Annotated in this window: 21 protein-coding genes; 5 read left to right on the plus strand and 16 right to left on the minus strand. The window is 36.6% G+C overall.

Annotation, left to right across the window (positions count from 1 at the left end; all coding sequences use genetic code 11):
* Positions 1-100: 100 nt before the first annotated feature.
* Both ACQKIM_RS24175 and ACQKIM_RS24180 read right to left on the minus strand, forming a co-directional pair.
* Positions 101-832, minus strand: a complete 732-nt coding sequence (locus tag ACQKIM_RS24175; RefSeq protein ID WP_427548862.1) for a hypothetical protein — start codon at positions 830-832, stop codon at positions 101-103.
* Positions 825-2,162, minus strand: coding sequence for an AAA family ATPase (locus ACQKIM_RS24180; protein ID WP_427548864.1), 1,338 nt, complete (start codon positions 2,160-2,162; stop codon positions 825-827). The genes ACQKIM_RS24175 and ACQKIM_RS24180 overlap by 8 nt, the downstream gene beginning before the upstream one ends.
* A 993-nt stretch (positions 2,163-3,155) precedes the next feature.
* On the opposite strand from ACQKIM_RS24180, the gene ACQKIM_RS24185 reads away from it, so the two are divergent.
* From ACQKIM_RS24185 to ACQKIM_RS24195, 3 genes are all read left to right on the plus strand, one after another.
* Positions 3,156-4,904, plus strand: coding sequence for a methyl-accepting chemotaxis protein (locus ACQKIM_RS24185; protein ID WP_427548866.1), 1,749 nt, complete (start codon positions 3,156-3,158; stop codon positions 4,902-4,904).
* Between the two features lie 142 nt (positions 4,905-5,046).
* Complete coding sequence (locus ACQKIM_RS24190; protein WP_427548868.1) at positions 5,047-8,211, plus strand: amino acid adenylation domain-containing protein; 3,165 nt, start codon at positions 5,047-5,049, stop codon at positions 8,209-8,211.
* The gene (locus ACQKIM_RS24195) at positions 8,208-8,864 is read left to right on the plus strand and encodes a 4'-phosphopantetheinyl transferase family protein (RefSeq protein WP_427548869.1); all 657 of its coding nucleotides are present in this window, start codon (positions 8,208-8,210) and stop codon (positions 8,862-8,864) included. The genes ACQKIM_RS24190 and ACQKIM_RS24195 overlap by 4 nt, the downstream gene beginning before the upstream one ends.
* Before the next feature lie 77 nt (positions 8,865-8,941).
* Here ACQKIM_RS24195 and ACQKIM_RS24200 read toward each other — a convergent pair whose 3' ends face one another.
* From ACQKIM_RS24200 to groES, 6 genes are all read right to left on the minus strand, one after another.
* A complete protein-coding gene (locus tag ACQKIM_RS24200; RefSeq protein ID WP_427548871.1) occupies positions 8,942-9,952 on the minus strand; it encodes an ABC transporter substrate-binding protein in 1,011 nt (336 codons plus the stop codon).
* 11 nt (positions 9,953-9,963) lie between these two features.
* Entirely contained in the window at positions 9,964-10,725 is a 762-nt protein-coding gene (locus tag ACQKIM_RS24205) for an ABC transporter ATP-binding protein (RefSeq protein ID WP_427548873.1), read from the minus strand.
* Positions 10,726-10,729: 4 nt separating this feature from the next.
* Entirely contained in the window at positions 10,730-11,809 is a 1,080-nt protein-coding gene (locus ACQKIM_RS24210; RefSeq protein WP_427548874.1) for a FecCD family ABC transporter permease, read from the minus strand.
* Between the two features lie 292 nt (positions 11,810-12,101).
* The gene (locus ACQKIM_RS24215; RefSeq protein WP_427548875.1) at positions 12,102-12,578 is read right to left on the minus strand and encodes a hypothetical protein; all 477 of its coding nucleotides are present in this window, start codon (positions 12,576-12,578) and stop codon (positions 12,102-12,104) included.
* 286 nt (positions 12,579-12,864) lie between these two features.
* Positions 12,865-14,496, minus strand: coding sequence for a chaperonin GroEL (groL, locus tag ACQKIM_RS24220; protein ID WP_427548877.1), 1,632 nt, complete (start codon positions 14,494-14,496; stop codon positions 12,865-12,867).
* 133 nt (positions 14,497-14,629) lie between these two features.
* A complete protein-coding gene (groES, locus tag ACQKIM_RS24225) occupies positions 14,630-14,914 on the minus strand; it encodes a co-chaperone GroES (RefSeq protein ID WP_054771925.1) in 285 nt (94 codons plus the stop codon).
* Between the two features lie 173 nt (positions 14,915-15,087).
* On the opposite strand from groES, the gene ACQKIM_RS24230 reads away from it, so the two are divergent.
* Positions 15,088-15,852 (plus strand): CPBP family intramembrane glutamic endopeptidase, encoded by a 765-nt coding sequence (locus tag ACQKIM_RS24230; protein WP_427548879.1) that lies wholly within the window; start codon positions 15,088-15,090, stop codon positions 15,850-15,852.
* 102 nt (positions 15,853-15,954) lie between these two features.
* On the opposite strand, the gene tatC is transcribed toward ACQKIM_RS24230, so the two are convergent.
* From tatC to ACQKIM_RS24245, 3 genes are all read right to left on the minus strand, one after another.
* Positions 15,955-16,776, minus strand: coding sequence for a twin-arginine translocase subunit TatC (tatC, locus tag ACQKIM_RS24235; protein ID WP_427548881.1), 822 nt, complete (start codon positions 16,774-16,776; stop codon positions 15,955-15,957).
* 16 nt (positions 16,777-16,792) lie between these two features.
* Positions 16,793-16,978 (minus strand): twin-arginine translocase TatA/TatE family subunit, encoded by a 186-nt coding sequence (locus ACQKIM_RS24240; protein WP_427548882.1) that lies wholly within the window; start codon positions 16,976-16,978, stop codon positions 16,793-16,795.
* A gap of 165 nt (positions 16,979-17,143) precedes the next feature.
* On the minus strand, positions 17,144-17,779 hold the full coding sequence (locus ACQKIM_RS24245) for a redox-sensing transcriptional repressor Rex (RefSeq protein ID WP_427548883.1): 636 nt from the start codon (positions 17,777-17,779) through the stop codon (positions 17,144-17,146).
* 243 nt (positions 17,780-18,022) lie between these two features.
* On the opposite strand from ACQKIM_RS24245, the gene ACQKIM_RS24250 reads away from it, so the two are divergent.
* Complete coding sequence (locus ACQKIM_RS24250) at positions 18,023-19,972, plus strand: ABC-F family ATP-binding cassette domain-containing protein (RefSeq protein WP_427548894.1); 1,950 nt, start codon at positions 18,023-18,025, stop codon at positions 19,970-19,972.
* Between the two features lie 419 nt (positions 19,973-20,391).
* Here the strand turns inward: ACQKIM_RS24250 and tsaD are convergent, their stop codons facing one another.
* The 5 genes from tsaD to ACQKIM_RS24275 all read right to left on the minus strand — a co-directional run.
* On the minus strand, positions 20,392-21,411 hold the full coding sequence (tsaD, locus tag ACQKIM_RS24255; RefSeq protein ID WP_427548885.1) for a tRNA (adenosine(37)-N6)-threonylcarbamoyltransferase complex transferase subunit TsaD: 1,020 nt from the start codon (positions 21,409-21,411) through the stop codon (positions 20,392-20,394).
* Positions 21,411-21,863 carry a ribosomal protein S18-alanine N-acetyltransferase gene (rimI, locus tag ACQKIM_RS24260; protein WP_427548887.1) on the minus strand — a complete coding sequence of 151 codons (453 nt, stop codon included), beginning with the start codon at positions 21,861-21,863 and terminating at the stop codon, positions 21,411-21,413. The genes tsaD and rimI overlap by 1 nt, the downstream gene beginning before the upstream one ends.
* Complete coding sequence (tsaB, locus tag ACQKIM_RS24265) at positions 21,856-22,563, minus strand: tRNA (adenosine(37)-N6)-threonylcarbamoyltransferase complex dimerization subunit type 1 TsaB (RefSeq protein WP_427548889.1); 708 nt, start codon at positions 22,561-22,563, stop codon at positions 21,856-21,858. Before tsaB ends, rimI begins: the two co-directional genes overlap by 8 nt.
* Positions 22,560-23,009 (minus strand): tRNA (adenosine(37)-N6)-threonylcarbamoyltransferase complex ATPase subunit type 1 TsaE, encoded by a 450-nt coding sequence (gene tsaE / locus ACQKIM_RS24270; RefSeq protein WP_427548891.1) that lies wholly within the window; start codon positions 23,007-23,009, stop codon positions 22,560-22,562. Before tsaE ends, tsaB begins: the two co-directional genes overlap by 4 nt.
* Before the next feature lie 266 nt (positions 23,010-23,275).
* Positions 23,276-23,527 (minus strand): hypothetical protein (locus ACQKIM_RS24275; RefSeq protein ID WP_427548893.1); only part of this gene is annotated, 252 nt, incomplete at its 5' end.

Raw genomic sequence — 23,527 nt, forward strand, 5'->3', positions numbered from 1 at the left:
ATTTTTTTATGAAAAAAATTTAAAACCGGTGAAATTTTACTGATCGTAAAATTTCACCGGCTTTTTAGTTTAGAGAAGGGTTTTGTCCCAGCCTCACTTTTTATTGTACATCCGATTTAATCATTTCAAATAACAATGAGACATTAGTTCCTCGTTGCAATGAATGGCAGCCATCCATTAAAAATGCCCAGCTTTTTTTCATTTTTTCTCTATATGGCAGCTCTGGATTAACCGGAAAAAATTCCCTTAAATACTCCTCAATATTGCCAGTGAGATTATCCATAAAATCATCTGCCTTTTGCACTTTTTCTGTTGGAATTTCATTGCGTTCATCCCAAAGTACATGTTCTAAGTTTGTAGAAAAATAAAATAATTGATAGGGTACTTTTAAACGGTTAATACTGAAGTGGTCATTCGCCACTAATATCCTGGCATTATTCGCTTTCATTTCATTACGTTGTTCAATTTGCTCTTTGCGTTTATCTGACTTCACTAAGATTGAATCCTCTGTATAAAATAATTTTTGCTCGATATCCTCCTTCACCTTAACAAATTCTGGCGCAATAAAGCACCCGTCTGCATCTGTGATATGAACAACTGCCGTTAAATCCTTTGCTAAAAACTTATATTTATTTAAATAGCTCTGGATTACTTTAATAACACTATTTTTAATATTAGGTATACGCTTATTGGCATCCCATTTTGTCAAAATATCCTCACGCTGAACATCAAAGCGAATCATCGAATTTGCAAAATATTCATCTAAATAATCCTCTAGGATAATCTGTTCTGTCTGTCCCTCAACAATGATTAAGAGAACTTTTTTAGTCATGCTGCACACCCGCTTTTCTAAACGCACGCTTCATTTTAAATGATTTTGTTTCCTTATAAACTTCCTCATCCTGGCCACCAAGCTGAATAGCACGCAGGTAGACATCCCTAGCATTATTCACTTCTTTTATTCCTTTTAGCTGCATATAGCGGTGATTTTCATTTGTTGTTGTAAACCATAAATTTTTAATGGCTAGCACCTCTAACACACGTAGATTATGGGATGTAAAGATAAGCTGACCTTTTCCATCCTCATCTATCACTGTTAACAACTCACCTAACAAATATTCAAAAACACCAGAATCTAATTCATCAATGATGACACATGCATTAGGATTGTTGTATACCGCAATAAGCAAGCTAAGAACAGAAATTATTTTTAATATCCCCTCTGACTCTGTCCGAAGAGGTAATTCACGGTCTCCACGCTTTGATAAAAATTCAAAACGAACCCCTTTTGCTCCACTATCCATTGTTTGTTTCGTAATAACATTAATTTTTATGGTCAGACCTGGGATAATTGCTGACAATACTTGATTACTTTGTTCGACAACCTCACATAACACATAGAAAGTCTCTTCTGGCAAGACTGCTGGTCCCTTTAGATCATATGGTATTAAGCCTCTAGTTTTCTCTAAATGGATACTAAAGGGCATGATTCGCTCTTCAAACAAAGGCGCGATATTTTGATTATTCACAACATGTAAATCTTGATTAAAATCAATTGCTACATTTTGAAGGAGCTGCATCTCAAGCTCCGAAAGCCTTTCTTGTAATAAAAGCTTTAAATCTTTATGAAAGATAAAGGACATATATTGCCTTCTGGCTAATTGCTGAACAACTAGCAATTGAATACGTGCTTTTTCATTCATATCTGAAAGTTTAGCGTTACGAATCTGTACATCGTCTTCTGTAATAGCAATTAGTATCTTCATACGTTTGCCCTTGTCATTTTCTCGATACGTAAGCCGTTCAAGAACTGTGTATAGTCGATGCTCGTCCTCTTTTAGCTCTACATAATAATTGATAAAAAATGTACCAAACTGATTTTCCACAAGAAATTCAAAATCTATACTAGCCTTACCCTCTCCCGCCATGACTAAGCGCTTTTCTTGTACAGGTAATTTCACTTCTGCTATCCAGCCTGAAACTAGTGCTTTCAATATACTAAAGGCATCGACAATCGTTGTTTTACCTGAACCATTTTGTCCATATAAACCTACAACATTGGCCTGTAAAAATGACTCAAAATTTACTGCTAAGGAAATTTCACCATGACGAACATTTCGTAAATTTTGCACTGTAATTTTCTTAATCTTGATAATTGCCATTATGCAAACATCCTTTTTTCTCTCATTATAATGAAAATCAGTATATTTTATAACAATTTCAAATTTAAGTAACCACTAGCCTAAGGCAAATAGGAATTTTGAAAATAGGCTATGTTAGAACAAATAAAGAAAGGTGTGTTTCATTGGTATATGCTAGATTAGCTCCTGATGATTTTAATCAACAGCTCAGACCTAGCATGAAAATTTGGGTTACTCTCCCTACTGGTACTTATCATGGCACATTGATACGGGCTTTGGATCAGGAGGAAGAACTGCAGAAATCCAGCTAGATAACGGTCAATTAGTGACAGTGGATGTCTATCAAATAACTGCAGCAGGAACAGGGACACCTCCATGTAGCCCCTATCCTCCATATGATCCATCACCGTATCTGCCCCAGCCCCATCTTTGGCGGACAATACCCTAGTTTCCCGGGCTTACCAGGGATAACAGATATGTTTCCTGGCATATTTGGAAACCCAAGATAAAGCTTTTTATTGAAGATAAAGATAGACTATATGCTTCATCCATTTTTATCATAATAATGTATGTAATTTAAAAGACCTAATTTTAAAACTAAAAGATGTTTTTCACCAATAATTTAATTCTTCAAAACAACTTCAAGAATATCACTTCTTATAATTAAATATTAATAAAATGTTAAAATTTAGTAAATTTTTCAACTTCCAATAAAAATTTTCATACTAACAAACCATTTTATTCAATTTTGTTTTAAAGATTATAAGTCGAAATAGTAAGTTTATTGGGTTGTGAATCATATTTTTTGGCAGTATAGTAGTTTAATGTTAGGGGATGTTTGGATTATTTTCCATTCATTAATATTTTAATAAAAAGGTACACATACCTTCCATGAAAATTACATCAGGACTGCCAAATGTAATGTTCTCTACTATTTACTTTTGACTATCTCAGCTTCGATTGTCTATTTTTTTACTTAAAATATGTTTTGTATATAATTATAGGAGGAAGAACATGAAGAAAAGTAAGAAACAGCACATGTCCATCAGTAGGAAATTAACAACCATTGTAATAAGTATTTTATTACTATTTGGATTAGTCAATCTAGGTCTATCCTATTACATAGTAAAGAATAGTAATTTAAAAGATATGAATCAATCTCTTTATGATAAAGGAATGATCTTAGCAAAAACAATAGATCTAAAAACATTGCAATCTATTATAAAGGAGCCTAACGCTAGTAATTCAGATGTTCTTCGTTTAACAAAAGAAATGGACGATATAAATGATCACTCTGATATTATTACAAATCTATTTCTTATAACGGTAGATGGAGACAATATAAAAGCGCCTGTTCTATCCTCAAGTATACTGGAATTTGGGGCGGAGTATAACCAAGATATGATATCTATGGGCTTATCAGATGACTTTTTAGCAAGAATTAAAGAAATTTTTGACACAAAAGAAGCGACTGCTACGAACATCTACTCAGATGAGTATGGTAGCTACAAAACAGGCCTTACACCAATTTTGGATGAAAACGGAGCAGTCTTAGCTGCATATGCAATTGACTATGACGTATCAATGGTAACGGCTAAGGCGATGACAGAGGTTTTATGGATTCTTTTAGTTACAGTGATTTTCTTAATTGGTTCTTCCATTGCTGTTTTTACAGTTTTAAAAAGAAAATTAACACCGATTCAGCATCTTTCCCTACAATCTAAAAAAGTGGCAGAAGGTAATTTAGAGCTAGATCCCTTACCTGTGATATCAACAGATGAAGTGGGTCTACTCACAGAAAACTTTAATTCCATGATTGAAAATTTGAAAGCAGTTATTAAAAGCACCACAAATGTTTCTGCACGTGTTTCGAACACCGCCAATGTATTATCTACCAATATGCAAGAAGCAACAGACTCGTACAATAGTGTAGCTTCATCTATGCAAGAAATTGCTGGAGGCGCTGATTTACAAGTCCAAAAAGCAAAAGAAAGCTCGATCACCATTGAGGAAATGAGCATGGGTATTCAACGAATTGCCCTGACCTCCAATCAAATATCAGAATCCTCAATCCTAGCATCTGAGGAAGCTGAAAAAGGAAATGACTCGACAAATAAATCTGTAGCTCAAATGAATGCGATTAGTAAAGCAGTGAATCAATCAGCAGCATCTGTAAAAATGCTTGGCGAACATTCAGGTAAAATTGAAGAAATCGTTGGTATTATTACAGGTATCGCCTCTCAAACGAATTTATTGGCATTGAATGCAGCCATTGAAGCAGCTCGTGCTGGTGAAGCTGGAAGTGGCTTTGCTGTTGTAGCTGATGAAGTTCGTAAGCTTGCTGAGCAATCTGAGGCATCTGCTCGCGAAATTTCCACGCTTATCTCACATATTCAGCATGATACAAATACATCTGTAAATGTGATGATGCGTGCTGTGGAGGAAGTAGATAATGGTTTAGTCATGATTAATGATTCTGAAAAATCATTTAGTCATATTTTAACTTCAATCCACCATGTTACTGGACAAATACAAGAACTATCCGCAACAATAGAAGAAATGGCAGCCGGCATGGAAGAAGTAACCTCCGCTGTAAAGGATATGGAAGATTTCTCTATGGGGTCAAGAGATAATACACGAGCAGTCGCTGAAACTTCCTCTTCTCAACTGAATACCGTACAAAGAGTTTCTGAAGAAGCGCAAGTATTAACTGATTTGTCCAGCGAATTATTAAATGTTGTTAACACATTTGTCGTGAAATAAAAATGAAAAGAGTCTTTCTATAAGCAGAAGCAGGTTCTCAGTATCCCGCAGATTTATGAACATCTGCGGGAGTTTATCGCTAAAATGAATTTTTAATATTCTGCTTATTGATTTCCCTCTTTGATAATAGGAGTTGTTATGATTGAATAATACACGAGATTTTAATTTATATTTATCACATCATCAAACACAACTATTTGAACAACAAATGCTAGTCTCTCCATGTATTGAACTGTTAAAAGAGAAGGATCTGCTAGCATACCAAGCTTTAAATCAAACTAAAGCCTATTACGATACAAATACCACAATACCTGAAATTTTTTATCAAGCTGTACACCAATTTGCTGATGCAATTGCCTTATCTTTCGAGGGCGGTACAATGACCTATCATCAATTAAATGAACGATCTAATCAAGTTGCCCATATGTTAATAGACAATGGTCTGCAAAAAGGTGATTTTGTAGCCATTTTAATGGAGCGTAGTAAGGAAACAATCATTAGTATTCTAGGAGTACTAAAAGCAGGTGGTGCCTATGTTCCCATTGATCCAAGCTATCCACAAGAACGTTGCCAGTACCTCTTGAACGATACTGCCGCCCCATTTGTATTGACGAAAGATGAACATATGAACTTACTGAACCAACTCATACATAATGATGTACAACCTCGGATGGTGTTGACCATCAATCAGAAGGAAAGTTTTTCAAAAGAAAATATTCACAGTAATCTACACCCATCCGATTTAGCCTATATTATTTATACATCTGGATCCACAGGTAAACCAAAAGGTGTCATGATCAAACATGGGGCTGTTATTAACTTAATAACAGATCATCAGAGAATTTACCAATCCTCTAAAGATGACGTTTATTCTCAATTTATCTCCTATAGTTTTGACCCTTCAGTGACAGAAACATTGACAGCTTTTTTTTCAGGTGCAAGACTGCACATGCTCACAAGTATTGAACGGCTATCCGTCGAAGCATTTGCTAATATGATCGCACGCGAAAACATTACTACTGCGACTGTGCCAAATACTTTCTTTACACAGCTTGCTACATATCTATCTGTAGAATTTCAAGAAAATTTATCGTCTCTTAAATTTTTATCAGTTGGTGGTGAAGCTCTAATGCCTGCTGTTGTACAAAGATGGCAGGAGAAATTCGGTAAATGGACTGAAATTGTTAATGTTTACGGACCAACTGAATGCACAGTGCTATCCTCCTACTATAAGATAAAGGATTCTATAACAGACAATCAGGGAAGCATGCCAATTGGCAGACCGATTGCCAACTATGAAATGTATATTGTTAATAGCAATAATCAGCTTTGCCCAATCAATGTCACAGGTGAATTATGTATTGCAGGCGCTGGTTTAGCAGCAGGTTATTTACATCAACCTGAAAAAACAGCCGAGGTTTTTGCTCCACATCTATTTAAAGCTGATGAATTGATGTATCGAACAGGCGATTTAGTCCGTTTATTACCAAGTGGTGTAATTGAATTTATTGGACGGAAAGATTCGCAAATAAAAGTAAGAGGATTTCGTATAGAGCTTGGGGAAATTGAAGCCGTGTTAAGTAATTACCCTAACATACAAGAGGCAATAATGGTCGCGAAAAAAAAGGCAGATGGCAATAATAGTTTATTTGCCTATTATACTGTGTCAGGCGGTATGCAAATAGAACAAAAGACCATTAGAGAGTATTTATCAAATAATTTACCAGAATATATGATTCCTGAGCGATTCTTTGAATTACTAGAGATGCCTCTATCTCCAACAGGTAAAATTGATCGAAAGCAATTACTAGAGATAGAAGAAACCATTTCTCTAAATAGCAAATATACAGCCCCAGAAAATGATAGGCAGGAAATGCTAGCTAAGGCATGGGAGTATGTACTTGGTGTTGAGCAAGTTGGCATTCATGATAACTTTTTCCACATCGGTGGGCATTCATTAAAAATTCTAGAGATTCTTGTACAAGTGAAAAAGCATATTCCCTTCTTAAAAATACAAGATTTCTTCCAACATCAAACTATTGCAGAGCTTGATTATTATATTCGTAACTATCAAGCTGAGGATCAGGCAAACCCAGTGTTGCCATCTACTGTCCTATTAAAGGAATTAAAGGAGCCTAACCGCCTACCAGTTTCTGATGCAGTAGAACCATTACCAATGAAAACAGTATTGCTTACAGGCGCTACGGGCTTTTTAGGAAGTCATGTATTATATGAGCTGTTAATGACAACAAATGTACAGGTTTACTGCCTCATTAGACCAAATGCTCGTGTATCCATTGAAGAAAAGCTTAATGATACTATGCAATTTTATTTCGAGGACAGCATCACTACACTTTTGAAAAATCGAGTGACAGTGATACAAGGAGATTTGGGGCATCAAAGGCTGGGCCTATCTGACAAAGATGAGCATACAATTATTAATCAGATTGATGCTATTATTCATTGTGGAGCAGATGTAAGGCATTTTGGCGCAGCGGAACAATTTAATGATGTAAACGTCGAAGGTACTAAATATCTACTGAAACTAGCTAAACGTAAAAAGGGTGTTCATTTCCACTATGTTTCAACGATGGGGATTCCAGAGGAGCTTGCCGCAAATAATTGGGGATTCGATGAAGCACAAGGTAACTTTAATTATGACTATCAGCTTGACAATGTTTATACACAAAGTAAGCTAGAGGCTGAGAATCTTGTACGACAGGCCAGCATGCAGGCTATTCCTATATCCATTTATCGTGTTGGGAATTTAACCTGTCATTCTGAAACTGGTAAATTCCAACGCAATATTGATGACAATGCTTTTTATCGTATGATCAAATCCATGCTTTATTTAGGTAAGACTCCTAGTGCTCATTGGCACATTGACTTTACACCGATTAATTATGCCAGCCAAGCGCTAGTAGCTCTAGCATGTCAGTCTGCTTCAAACGGACATGTATTCCATTTATGTAACCCCACTCCGCTGCCCTATCTAAACTTTATTGAATTGATTCAGGAGTTTGGCTATGAGCTTGAAACTGTGACTGCACAGGAATATACGAACTGGCTTTTATATAATGATCATACAGAGGATGCACAGACATATTTATCATTGGCCATTGCACAGCTAGAAGGTGATGGAGCAAGTGATTCACCATTTGTCTTTAATTGCGATAAAACACAAGCATTTTTAGCACATACGAAAATTTTATGTGCAGTGCCAAATACAGCCTTTATTCGCAAGTTGATTCATTACGGCATCAAAATGGAGTATTTCCCTGAGCCAGAGTCTGTAGAAATCATATGAAGACTAACAAAGTATATTTATTTGCGTTACCTTTTGGTCAACAATTGGTACAAGCAGAATGGGATAAGCTGTTCTATCAACTATCACAGCCAGACCAGCATAGAATTTTACAATATAAGCATTGGCAGGATAGGCAAAGGGCATTATTAGGTAGCACTCTTATTCGATGGGCGCTTCAAAAGGTCCTCGGCAATCATCAAATTCAAGTAGAAAGAGATGCTAACGGACGTCCATATATTATTAATAATCAATGGGAGGGCGATGTAAATCTATCACATTCGGGAAAGTGGATAGTCGTGGCACTAACTACAAAGGGTCATATCGGAGTTGATGTGGAAGAAATAATACCATTGTGTGAAGAGGTCATATTTTCTGCAATCACACAGACTGAATTAGATATATTTTTTTCAAAAACCAATCTCAATCGATTACAAGCCTTTTATGAGCTATGGACATTAAAGGAAGCTATCTTTAAAACAGGTCTATTTCTGAATTCCTCACCTCATTTGATAGATACAAGCACTATAAATAACAACCTTATTACTCGATTAATCTATCTTGATAAGCAACATCCCGTTTCTATTTGTTGGGATAGTATGCACACGCATTTAACTGTAATAATATTGAATATAAACCAACTAATTACTCAATAAATAAAGGAATAGTAAACTAGAAAATTTCTAGTGAACTATTCCTTTAAAAAGTGGGATTAATCTCCCCATTTCTTCACTTATTTAAATAAATCTGGGTACATTTCTTTTGCTAAAGCTTCCATACCATCTATCGTATTATAGCTATAGCCAAACATGTAATTATAATCTACAATATAAATTTGTTTATTTTTAATAGCCTTCATGCTTGAAAGTTTGGGATTGGCATAAATTTCCTCACGTACTTTTGTAAGATCTGATCCATCCCAGTTTGGCAGAATTAAAACATCTGGATCTGTAGCAATTAATGTCTCGATGCTAATATCACCTGTCTCATCTTTAAAGATATTATCTAGTTTAATCATATTAAATGAATTATTAAAGAATGATTCCCCATGTGCTGACCATACAAAAAGATCTTTTGGATCATTTGTATGCAAGTATGCAAATGTTTTGTGCTCTTTAATGCTCTCTAATTTAGTAGAAATATTCTTTTGTCTATCTTTTAATTCCTTTATAAAGCTATCTGCTTTGTCTTGAACATTAAAAATTTCCCCAACATTCTCTATATCCTTATAAATCGATTCATATGTTCCACCTGTTATCGAAGATTCTAAAACATACGTTTTAACACCCATATCATTTAGAGAATCTACTGTGCCTACTCCCCATTCAGCGTTATCAAATAATCCACCTCGTCCAAAAACTAGATCTGGATCAGTTCCTAATGTAACCTCTTTGCCAACGTACTCATCACTTAAAATATTTAACTTTTCGTATTCCTTCTCTACAGATGTATCAGGTGCACCAAAGTTTGCACCAACTCCAACAATTTTGTCCCCTAAGCCTAAATGTAATAATAGTTCTGCTGCTGGACGTGTGTTAGCCATAATTCTTTCTGGTGCTTTATCGAATTTTTGCTCTTTCTTTTCCCAAGTTGAGCCACCTTCAGCCTTTGTATAGTTTTCTACTGTTAATGGATAATGCTCTTTCGTTTCTGATTCCTCAGATGTATTTTTTGATGTGCCACCGCAAGCTGTTAACAGTAACATAGCTGCTAAGCCCATCCCTACTAATAATTTCTTCTTCATTTATACTCCTCCTAAAATCCATATGCAAAACTTAATCCATTCGTCACTGGATTAGTAAATGTTTGACACTTAATTTGATATAGAGCTTCTATTGTATCTGGAGTTAATACTTCCTCTGGTGTGCCATGCGCATAAATTTCTCCATCCTTCACTGCGTAAAGATAATCACAATAATGCGCTGCCATCTCTAAATCATGAAGAGCTGCAAGGACTCCTATATTTAGCTCTTTCACACAAGATAAAATTTCAATTTGATAGCGGATATCTAAATGATTAGTAGGTTCATCCAGTATCATAAATTTAGGTTGCTGTGCAATTGTTCTTGCTAAAATAACCCTTTGCTTTTCCCCACCAGATAACGATAAATAGCTACGATCCTTATAATCTTGTAAATTTGTACGTTTCAACGCTTCCTCAACTACGCCATAATCATGCTTCGTGTCTGACTCTAACATTTTCTTATGAGGTGTTCTGCCTAACAGCACCATCTGATGCACAGTTAAATCAAAATGCATTTCATTAAATTGACCAACTACACCTAAATGCTGAGAAATTTTTTTCTCAGGACTTTTTAAAACATCTAAATCATCTAAAAAAACCATTCCCTTTTGCGGTGAAATGCTTTTATAGATACTTTTCAACAAAGTTGACTTTCCGCATCCGTTTGGTCCGATTAAGCCCACAAATTGTTGCTTTTTCACATGAATAGATACATTTTTAACAATTTCTTTTTTGCCTATCTTGACTTCCATTTCCTTAGCAATTAATTCCATTGTTCTACCCTCCGAAGTTGTAACCTTTTTTTACAATCATATAGATAAATAATGGTGATCCAATAACAGAGGTAATGATTCCTATAGGTAATTCAACATTTTGGATTAATGTTCTAGACAAAATATCTGCCCAGATCATAAATAGCCCTCCTAACAGTAACGTACCTAACATTAATCGTTTATGATCTGCACCAAAAATGCCCCTTGTAATATGAGGAATAATTAAACCAACAAAACCAATCATTCCTGTATAGGCAACCATAGTCCCCGCTACTAATGACGTAAGAATCATATATAGCTTTCGGTAAACGCTTAAATTGATTCCTAATGTGATAGCAGACTCATCACCTAATAGCATTGTATTTAATATGCGATGTTGGAGAAGAAATAATGCTGCACCTAACACAACTACAACTGCTAAGATTGGTGTCTTGTCCCAGCTAGCAGTGGCTAAACTACCCATTGACCAGAACGTAACAGCTTTAATGGCATCCGTATTTTTAGCAAAAAATATCATAAGGCTTGAAAACGAACTACATAACGCTCCTATCACAACCCCTGATAACACGAGTTTAATGGAGGTTGCTTTACCACCAATACTTGACAAAAGAAGAACGGCCATCGATGTCAACATTGCCCCTGCAAAAGCACCAAAAGCTACACCAAATTGGGCTAAGAACGCACTACCACCAAAGCCAATTAGAATGGCGAAAGTTGCACCCAATGTTGCACCTGAAGAAATACCAAGAATATATGGATCAGCAAGCGGATTTTGAACAATCGCCTGCATTACTACCCCACACAGGGCAAGTCCAATGCCAATCAATAAAGCAAAAACCACACGAGGCATCCTTACCTGCAAAATAATATTTAAGTACGATTGATTTTGAATATGATCAAGTGATCCTAACTTTCCATTTGTAAGCGTATGTAAAAGAATATCCATAGATTGCTTGAATGGAATACTAACCTGCCCTATTGATACAGATAACACGGCAGATAATAAAATTGCTCCAATGATAAGTAAGATCATGACATAATACATGTTACCTACGCCTATTCTTTTAGCATCCTGTTTATCCAAGATTTCACCTCTATCTAATACATTTTCTTCAAATGATAACGATTATCATTTTCAATATGTATTGTAAGTGATAATCTATTGAAATACAACAGGAAAATTAATTTAATAGCTTTCATCATTTTCAATAAGCACAAAAAAGCCTGTTCTCAAATTGTGAACTTGAGCGCAGGCTGTTGATTTATCGAAAACAGGGACCATCTTATTTCCTAAAAGCCATATCATAATTGAGGCTTTTTCTACTTTTGCACAACTTTTCATCTCTATTGTCCTTTTGAAAGGTAACACGCATGACTTAAATTTTTATATCTACCGTTGAGCTTGAATTATTCTGACTCGTAGGCTCGCTTATTCCTTCAGATATACCTGACTGTTGCTTATTTTGGCTTTCCTCATCCTCAGACAATTGTTTGTACTCCTTAGGATCCTCCTTAGGTATACGCATCGTCAGCGCTTTTCCATATAGCGCGGGGTCATGCTTGACTAAAAATTGATGATCCTTCGTTGGAACTTTATCTCCAGAGGAAATACGTCTCGCAATTTCTAAACATGTTGTATAAATTTTTAACTTGTCTTCCTCTGCCTCCATTTGCTTCTTAGCTGCCTCAGTTTCTCTCTTTAATTGCTCTGCCATCTTCTTTTGCCTTTCTAGCTCTTGTTCTCTCTTTTGCTTCTGCATCAATTGTTTTTCATCTTCTGTTACTTGTGTTGCTGACTTCGTTAGTTTTTGATCTGTAACTGGCTGATGATATTGGTTATATTCAATACGCATCTACTTTCCTCCTTTCTGTATTAAAAGAGCTTCTTAATTTATTATTCGGTTAAAACCGTATCAAATGAACTATAATTTTAGGAATCTTAAACATAAAAACCACCTCTTATAATTATTTACTAATTATAAGAGGTGGTTTTTATATTGAATGTTCTGGGTAGGTAAACTTTAAAAGAAAAAAACCACTTCTCATCAGATAGTAGAAATGATGAGAAGTGGTAGGTGTATTTATATTAATTGTGAGTAACACTACTTCCTAAAAGAAGTGTTGCCTTACTATATTTAATTACATCATCCCCGGCATGCCCATGCCACCCATATCAGGCATTCCTGGCGCTGCTGGGTCTGGAATATCTGCTACAACTGCTTCTGTTGTTAAGAATAAAGCTGCTACAGATGCTGCGTTTTGTAATGCAGAGCGCGTTACTTTCGCTGGGTCTACAACGCCCGCTTCAATCATATTCACCCATTCACCTGTTGCTGCGTTGAAGCCTACACCGATTTCTTCACGTTTTAGGCGATCTACGATAATTGAGCCTTCAAGGCCAGCGTTGTTTGCAATTTGGCGAACTGGCTCTTCTAACGCACGTAGAACGATTTTCACACCTGTTGCTACATCGCCTTCTTCTGCATCTGCCACATTTTCAACAGCTGCGTACACATTAAGAAGTGCAGTACCACCACCTGATACGATACCTTCTTCAACAGCTGCACGAGTTGAGTTAAGTGCATCTTCAATACGAAGTTTACGTTCTTTTAACTCAGTTTCTGTTGCAGCACCAACTTTGATGACTGCTACACCACCTGCTAATTTTGCAAGGCGTTCTTGTAATTTTTCTTTATCGAATTCTGAAGTTGTTTCAGCAAGCTGAGCACGGATTTGACCAATGCGACCCTCGATTGCATCAGCACCGCCAACACCTTCTACGATTGTTGTGTTGTCTTTTGTCACAACTACTTTCGCAGCGCGGCCTAGAGACGTAATATCAGCAGATTTAAGGTCTAAGCCTAATTCTTCTGTAATGACTTGACCACCAGTTAGGATAGCGATATCTTCTAACATCGCTTTACGACGGTCACCAAATCCAGGTGCTTTAACTGCTACAGCATTAAATGTACCGCGAAGTTTATTTACTACAAGTGTTGCAAGAGCTTCCCCTTCAACATCTTCAGCAATGATTAAAAGTGGACGACCTTGCTGTACCACTTGTTCTAATAATGGTAATACTTCTTGAATGTTTGTAATTTTTTTATCTGTAATTAAAATGTATGGGTTATCAAGAACCGCTTCCATTTTATCTGTATCAGTCACCATGTAGTGTGAAGCATAGCCACGGTCAAACTGCATACCTTCTACTACATCAAGCTCTGTTGTGAAGCCTTTAGATTCTTCAATTGTGATAACACCATCGTTACCAACGCGCTCCATTGCTTCAGCAATAAGTTGTCCAACTTCATCATCAGCAGCAGAGATGGCAGCAACCTGTGCAATTTCATCTTTATGGCTTACTGGACGAGAAATAGCGTGTAATTCTGTCAGTGCAGCAGTAACTGCTTTATCAATCCCTTTACGAATTCCAACAGGGTTTGCACCAGCTGTCACGTTTTTCAAGCCTTCACGAATAATTGCTTGTGCCAGTACTGTTGCTGTAGTTGTACCATCACCTGCGATTTCATTTGTTTTAGAAGCAACTTCTGCTACTAATTTTGCACCCATGTTTTCGTATGGGTTTTCTAGTTCGATTTCTTTTGCAATAGTCACACCATCATTTGTAATAAGTGGTGAACCGAATTTTTTTTCTAAAACGACATTGCGCCCTTTAGGCCCTAATGTAATTTTAACTGCGTTTGCTAATTTATCTACACCTTGTAACATTAATGAACGAGCTTCTTCTGAGAATTTAATATCTTTTGCCATTTGAATTTACCCTCCTGAAATGGAATATTCGTTAAGCTTCATCAATATATTTATATCAATTTCACCATACTGTTATTGTCATATGTGACAATCATTATAGGCATTCGCTTTATTACCTAAATAAAGCATTGCATTATTCAATAATTGCAAGAATATCGCTTTCGCGTAAAATTAAGTATTCATTACCCTCATATTTAACTTCTGTACCAGCGTATTTTGAGAAAATAATGCGGTCGTCAACTTTAACGTCAAGCTCTACACGTTGTCCGTTTTCTAACACACGACCTGTCCCAACTGCTACAACTTTACCTTCTTGTGGCTTTTCTTTTGCAGAGTCTGGCAGTACAATACCGAATGCAGATTTTTCTTCTACCTCGATTAGTTCAATTACAATACGATCTCCTAGTGGTCTTAACAAGTGAAACAACCTCCTATTAATTAAATGTTTGTTGAGAGTTTATTAGCACTCTATACAGTTGAGTGCTAACACAATTATTATGATAATCAATCACACTTTTTTTTGCAAGCCAGAACTTCGAAAAATTTTGTTTTCTTTCCATATTCCTCTACAATAGAAAGGTAGCATAATGAATGGAAAGGATTTTGACTGTGACTAATTCTCAAAAAGTAATTAAACATAAAAAAACAGCCCTATATGTTTTATTGATTTATATCCTCATGCAAATATCAGGCAAATGGCTGTTAGTACCATTTCATAAGCTTGTTATGAGTGCTACTGGTTTAGCTAGTAAACAAGCAGCTCCATTAACACAGGGCTGGTATATTGCACTTAGCTTCGCCATTGCGTTAATTCTAAGCTTAATCCTTACATCCCGAGATAAAACGTTTTGGGATATTTATCAAGGAAAGAAAGAAACTATACCACTGTCAATTATGTGGGGAATTATTGGTTTCTTCTTAGTTTTTATCGGCCAAATGATTGGCGCAGCTATCGAAATGGCTGTATTCGGTATCCAGGGTGGGTCGCAAAACACAGCTGATATTGTAGCTATTGCAAAAGGCGCTCCTATTGCGATATTTGCGATTGTCGTATTTGGACCAATATTAGAAGAGTTCGTCTTCCGCCGTGTAATTTTTGGATCGCTTGTCCAAACAACGAATTTCTGGATAGCGGCTATAGTAAGTGCCATTTTCTTTGCTCTTATTCATAGGGACTTTTCACATATCTTGCTTTATACAATTTGTGGATTGATTTTTGCCTTCTTATACCACAAGACAAAACGCATTTGGACGTCCATTATCGCCCACGTCATGCTGAATGGTTTTGTGACACTTGTACAATTGTATGCAGAACGATTGCAAAAGTTGCTTGAAGAACTACAAAAAATGCAATAAAAAATCAGTGGGAGCTTTTTATCCCACTGATTTTTTAGTTATTTGTCGTCAAAAATTACATTTAAAAAGCTCGATATGCATGTGCATCGAGCTCTTTATTTTTTATTGATTTAATTCTTCTATTTGTCGTCGCTGTTGTTCAAGTGCCTCTTCAACCTGTCGTTTTTGCTCAGCTTCCTGCTCTTCTTTTAATCGCATTTCCTCTGATTTCAGGTATTTTTTATAGCCAATACGTGAGATCATAATGCTAATTTCATATAGCATAAACAGTGGTATTGATACCATTAAATGCGAAGCCAGCTCGGGCGGTGCAATTATAGCTGCACACACAAATAAACCAAAATAAGAATACTTTCGAAAACGAACTAGTATTTCAGGAGATAACATTCCGATACGTGAAAAGAATAAGACTACAATCGGTAATTGGAAAAGGAAACCAAATGGTATTGTAAGTCTAAATAAAAATGAAAAATACTGTTTTATGCCAATTGTTGGCAGTACATCTAATTCATTCGATAAGCTCATCATAAATTTTAGGACATAAGGAAATAAGTAAAAGAATGAAAAGGACAGCCCTGCTAAAAACAATAAAAAAGAATACGGTATATACTTTAAGGTTGCTTTTCGTTCTATGTCTCTTAGACCTGGGCTTATAAATGCCCACAATTGGTACATCAATATCGGCGAAGAAAGAATAAATGATATTAAAAAAATAACTTGGATATAAATTGACAGTGGTGTTACTACATCAAATGAATGGAGTTCTATATTGTAGGATTCCCCAGTAATTTGAAGATATTTAACAATTGGCTTTGCAACAAAAAAGCCAGCAATCATAGCAAGAACAAAGAAAACGGCAACTATGAAAAGCCGTTTTCTTAATTCTTCTATATGCTCAATAACAGTTAGATCTTTTGGATTCATTCCTCAACATCCTAACTTACTTATCTAGTTCTTTCTTTTTCTTGTCATCATCGTCATCGTCAGCTAATCCTTTAGTAGCATTTTTGAATTCACGTAGCGTTGAACCAAATGCTTTACCGAGCTCTGGTAACTTTCTAGGACCAAAAATTAGTAAAGCGACAACTCCGATAATAACGAGGCTCATTGGACCTATTGGACCCATTTCAGCCACCTCCTCTTTATATCCATCATTTTAACGCATAATTCGCCATTTTGCTAACTAATTATATGTGAAAGTTTTTCGTCACTCTTATAGATTACTTCTTATTTTATATCATATTTCTATTTGACAGAAACTGTGAACTATACTTTGAATTATGTATTATTTTCACTCTTCCTGATTACGAATTAAATAAATAAGTGCCTGTAATTCAACAGATAAATCTATCGTTAAGAGCTGCATTTTATCTGGCACAGTAATGCGCTCTGGGGTAAAGTTTAAGATACCCTTTGCATTCATGGCTGCTAGACGGTCAGCCATTTTTTGTGCTGAACGTGGTGAAACGGTTAATATGGCTAACTCTGCGCCATATTCAGCATATTTTTCCTCCAATAAATCAGGATGAAAAACAGGAATATTACTAATCATCTTACCATCCTTTGGAGCTTTTGAATCGAATGCTACAACGATATGTGTATTATGATTTTTTTGGAAATTATATTTTAATAGAGCACTACCTAAGTTCCCCACACCGATTAACGCTACTTTTGTCGTTTCATGTTGATCTAGCGTTTGGCTAAAAAATGTTAATAAATGTTGAACATCGTAGCCATATCCTTTTTTCCCAAGTGCACCAAAATAAGAAAAGTCACGGCGAATGGTTGCTGAATCTATTTTCATCGCTTCACTTAGTTCTTTCGATGAAATTCGTTCCATGCCTTCGTGCGCAAAGTTTTGGATAAATCGATAGTAAAGAGGAAGTCTTTTAGTAGTGGCTTGTGGAATTTTTAATTCTTGTTTCAAACTTTTTCCTCCTTGTGTGTATCAAATTCGCCTAAACATATTTTAAATGATACATGCTTAATGAACTACTTACAAAGTTTATTATTTCTATTGGAGGATTTCTCTTTAGTTAATGGCGCCATTTACGCCACTAACTAAAGAGAAATCGTTTCAATCTTACATGACTGCTCGGAATAAGTAAAGCATCGACATTGCAAGCACATCGTTCATCCATTACACTAAGGAAGAATTGAGGTGTCAAGAATGATTGTTTTACAGGTCAATCAACTATATAAATCCTTCCTTGTAGATGAAATACTAAGCGGCGTTAAGTTAGAGGTTCAACATCGTGATCGTGTTGCATTAGTAGGACGAAATGGTGCAGGTAAGTCAACTTTACTAAAAATAATTGCCGGTCAAATGTCATATGATGCGGGTGATATTATTATTCCTAAGGGCATACAAATCGGCTATTTAGAACAGCACGCTGGATTAAACTCAACCTTGTCGATTTGGGATGAAATGTTGACCATATTTGAACCACTTATGGCACAAGAAAAGACTCTTCGCTCACTAGAACAACAAATGGCTGATCCAGCTGTATATGATGACTCTGTTTTATATGCCAAAATAATGTCTGAGTACGATCAATTACAACATAATTTTAAAGATGCAGGCGGCTATCAATATGAATCTGATATCCGTTCAGTGCTTCATGGCATGCAGTTTTATCCTGAGGATTACGAGAAATCCATTCGTTCATTATCAGGAGGGCAACGAACTCGTTTAGCACTGGCTAAGCTTCTCTTAAGTAAACCAGATCTTTTAATACTAGACGAGCCTACAAACCATTTAGATATCGAAACGTTATCCTGGTTAGAATCTTATTTAAAAGGCTATGAGGGCGCGATTCTTATTGTTTCCCACGATCGCTATTTCTTAGATCAGGTTGTATCGATTGTCTATGAAGTCTCACGTCATCGTGTAACAAAATATACAGGTAATTATAGTGCTTATTTGGATGAAAAAGCGAAAAATTATGAGCGTGATATGAAAATGTTTGAACGCCAGCAAGATGAAAAAGCGAAGCTTGAGGAGTTTATTCAAAAAAATATTGCACGAGCTTCTACCACAAAGATGGCACAAAGTCGCCGTAAGATGTTAGAACGAACAGAATGGATGGAATCTCCTGATGGTGATGAAAAATCGGCAAGCTTTGGTTTCACAATCGACCGTCAAAGTGGTAATGATGTATTATCTGTTGATGATTTAACAATAGGTTATAGTGCTAAAAAAATATCAAGCAGCATTCATTTGCGGACCTATAGAGAAGATCGAATTGCGCTTGTTGGACCAAATGGCGTAGGTAAATCCACTTTATTAAAAACCATTATAAAAGATTTAGCACCACTCTCTGGAGAAATTCGCTATGGAACAAATGTTCAAATTGGTTACTATGATCAGGAGCAGGCAAAGCTCACCAGCAATAAAAGTGTTTTAAAAGAGCTTTGGGACGAATGGCCATTAATGAATGAAAAGGATATTCGAACTGTTCTAGGCCGATTCTTATTTAGTGGTGAAGATGTGGATAAAGCCGTGTCCTCTTTATCTGGTGGTGAAAAGGCCAGACTTGCTCTTGCAAAATTAATGATGCAAAAGGCAAATTTCTTAATTCTAGATGAGCCTACCAACCACCTAGACTTAGATAGCAAAGAGGTCTTAGAGAATGCGTTGATTGATTATCCTGGAACATTATTATTTGTATCACATGATAGATATTTTATTAATCGAATCGCTACGAAAGTAGTTGAGCTATCTGGTGATGGTTCCTTCGAGTATTTAGGTGACTATGATTACTATCTAGAAAAGAAGCAGGAACTACTAGAACTAGCACAAATGAAGGCTACTATTAATTCTCAATCTCAAGGTCATATAGATATAGCTGAAAAAGCCTCTACCTCTAAAATTGATAAAGAAGCAAAAAAACGAGAACGCCAAATCAGGCGTACGATTGAAGAACTGGAAGGTAAAATGCAGAAGGTAAATGCTGAAATAACCCATTTAGAGGCAGAACTTTGTGATCCAGAGATTTTCACAAATCATGAGAAAATCTCACAGCTGCAAGAGGAATTATCCATTGCTAAGGAACAACATGAGCTATTTGAGTTAGAATGGCTCGAATTAAATGAAGAACTTGAAAATATCATTGTATAGTTAGATGTAAAGCCGTGTGCCTGACACATGGCTTTTTTCTTTACCCGCGCTTATATTTCATATATATTGGTCAAGTGCTATTTTTCGACAAAAACTGCCCACAGCTTTATGCACAAAGGAAATCTAGTAATACCAACATATCAACAGACTTTTCCACACTATCCACAGATTTAAATTATTTTGCTCACAGTTTTATGTGAAAAACATGCTACTATATATAGAATAACCACAAGTTATACACAAGTTATCAACAATTTGTGCATAAGTACGAATGTTCGTCGTTTCTATTTACATTTAATCTGTGGATAATTTTCTGAAAAATTTGTCAATTTAACAACAGTTCATTGTGTAATATTTCTACATATTTTTCACATATCAAAAAGAGGTATCATAGAATTTAATCTAAGACACCTCTTTCTCTATTTCCCCCAGGATTTCAGCTCCATTCCAGGGCGACCATTCATCGTTAAATTTCCTCGTATACCAGCTTCAAACATTGGTGATGCTGCTGCCCCTATCATCGCAGCGTTATCTGTGCATAGCTTTAATGGAGGGACAAAAAATGGGATACCCTCTTCAGCAAAAACCTTCTCAAGCGATGTTCGCAAGCCCTTATTAGCTGCCACACCTCCTGCTGCAATTACTTGTTTCACTTTATATTCACGTGCAGCACGTAGTGTTTTTGCAGTTAATACTTCAACTACACTCTCCTGAAAGCCTTTAGCAACCGCAGTGGGAGATATTTTTTCGCCACGTTGATCCATATTATGTTTATAATTAATTACTGCCGATTTCAATCCACTAAAGCTAAAATCATACGAATTTTCTTCAAGCCACACTCTTGGGAATAATACAGCCTCTTCCCCCTCCTGTGCAAGCTTGTCAATACGTGGTCCCCCAGGATAAGGCAAGTTTAGAACACGCGCAACCTTATCATAAGCTTCACCCGCTGCATCATCTCGCGTCTCACCAATGACATCAAAAGATCCATGCTCCTTCATATACACAAGCTCTGTATGACCGCCGGATACAACAAGTGCCAAGAGTGGGAATTCCATTGGCTGGACAAGTGCATTTGCATAAATATGCCCTGCTATATGATGAACACCAATAATCGGTAAATTGTTAGCGAAGGCAAAGGCCTTTGCAGCATTAATTCCTATTAACAATGCACCTACTAGACCTGGTCCTTCTGTAACTGCAACTGCATCTAAATCACTCGGTTGCATATTTGCCTGAGCTAAGGCTTCTTCAATGACCACCGTAATTTGTTCAACATGATGGCGAGACGCAATTTCAGGTACAACTCCGCCAAATCGTTTATGACTTTCTATTTGTGAGGCAACAACATTCGAAACAATTTCGGAACCATTTTGAATAATTGCTGCTGCTGTTTCATCACAGCTCGATTCTATTGCTAATATCATTCGTTTTTCCATTATAAATTCACCCACATAACAAGGGCATCCTCCCCATTATCTGTATAATAACCTTTTCGTAAGCCGCCATCTTGAAAATCTAACTTTCGATAAAGATTTTGAGCAACAGTATTCGTTACTCTCACCTCTAAGCTCATGATTTCCATCTCATTCTGTTGCGCAATTCGCATAGATTCTCGCATTAATCCTTCACCTATTCCACGACCACGGGCTGATTCTATAACAGCAACATTCGTAATTTGCGCAGCGTCTACCACCATCCACATGCCGCAAAAACCAATTATGCTGTCATTTTCGTCTATAGCTAACACATAATGTGCATATTGATTTTCATGTACTTCATAATAAAAAGAATCTAGCGTCCATGGCGCAGGGAATGTAGCAAGCTCGATCGCATATACAGCTGGAACATCGTCAGAAACCATTTTACGATATGTTATCTTACTACTCATCCGTTTTCACCTTCTGTTCCTTTAGCCAGTTCGCCTCTGCCTCTGCAATACGTTTGTATTGTGGGATAAAGTGATGAACTGCATCCACACTAGGTAACTCTAAGGTCGATGCTAATCGAATTATTTCACTTGCTCGGGGCAAATCATAACTAAAAGGTGCACGATGAGCATCATCACCTAGTACTTCTACGATCTTGGACCAAAATATAGCTACATCAGCCCCAACAAATAAAACAGGTGCCTCCAGAGTTTTTAAACGTGCTAATAAGCTATCAATATGGTCATGATAGTCATCAAATATGGTCTCTAGTTTTGAACCCTTATAAACAGCCGTATATACATTGTTTCTTCGCGCATCAAAAATTGGGCAGATGAATCCCTCATATAATGCAGCATTTGCAGCTAATGCTTTTAAGCTTGATATCCCAATGAGAGGCTTTTGTAGTGTCCATGCTAGCGTTTTGGCCAGTGTTACACCAATTCGGACTCCTGTATATGAGCCTGGCCCCTCAGATACCGCAATTGCATCTAACTCGCTTGGCTTTATGTTGATTCGTGCAAGCACATTCTCAATAGCAGGCATCGCTCCCGCTGAATGTGTTAATTTTATATTTTGTACAATCTCTGCAATCACTTGTCCATCCCTCACAACAGCAATAGACAGCGGTGCATTCGCCGTTTCAATCCCTAACCAAATCATTTCATTAGCTCCTCACATAATGCCTCATATCGCTTTCCACAAGGTGTTAACACAAATCGTCGTTGATTTTCTCCAATCCGGTAAATCTCTATTCCTAAACGCTCCTGTGGTAAATCTTGTTCAATGAGATGTGCCCACTCTACCACCGATACAGCATCTCCGTAAAATAGCTCGTCCCAACCAAGATCTTCATCGCTTTCTGCTAAACGATAAACATCCAAATGATTAAATGGTAAACGTCCCTCGTATTGCTTCACAATCGTAAATGTTGGACTATTTACTGTTTTTTTTATACCCAGTCCCTTTGCTAAGGCCTTTGTAAATGTCGTTTTTCCAGCACCCAAATCCCCCTCCAACGTTATTGTATCCCGGGCTTCTAGTAAGTTGGCAAGATTCAATGCAAAGTGCTCAGTATCGTCCAGTGAGTTCATTATTTTTTCATACATCATGTCTTTTTCCTTTCCAAGCTCCATTATCTCTAGTTTACCGAAACAAGCCTAAATGTTCAAAGCATCCAATGGTTCTTAAAAAATTAATTTTAGTACACACAGTAAGATAAAAACACGTCTCCTTTATAGAAGACGTGTTCATGTTGTTGAAAAACTATTATGTTGATTTAAATCTAGTTATTCAATATCACTCTATGGTAAAAACGAAACTTGAGCAACATCAATTACGCCCGAGCGTAATTGCATCTGGATTTTTTTCGAACTCACTCGAAAAGCTCCTCTTCAAAATCCGTGACAACCGCAGGGGCTTTGGGCCAACAGATGTTTTTTGTGCGAAAGCATAGTGCTAACACAGCGGCAGCAACATGATGTTTTTTTGTGCGAAAGCGTAGTGCTAACGCAGCGGCAGCAACATGATGTTTTTTTGTGCGAAAGCGTAGTGCTAACGCAGCGGCAGCAACATGATGTTTTTTTGTGCGAAAGCGTAGTGCTAACGCAGCGGCAGCAACATGATG

It is taken from the genome of Lysinibacillus sp. NPDC047702 (assembly GCF_050272555.1).
Lineage (GTDB): Bacteria > Bacillota > Bacilli > Bacillales_A > Planococcaceae > Lysinibacillus.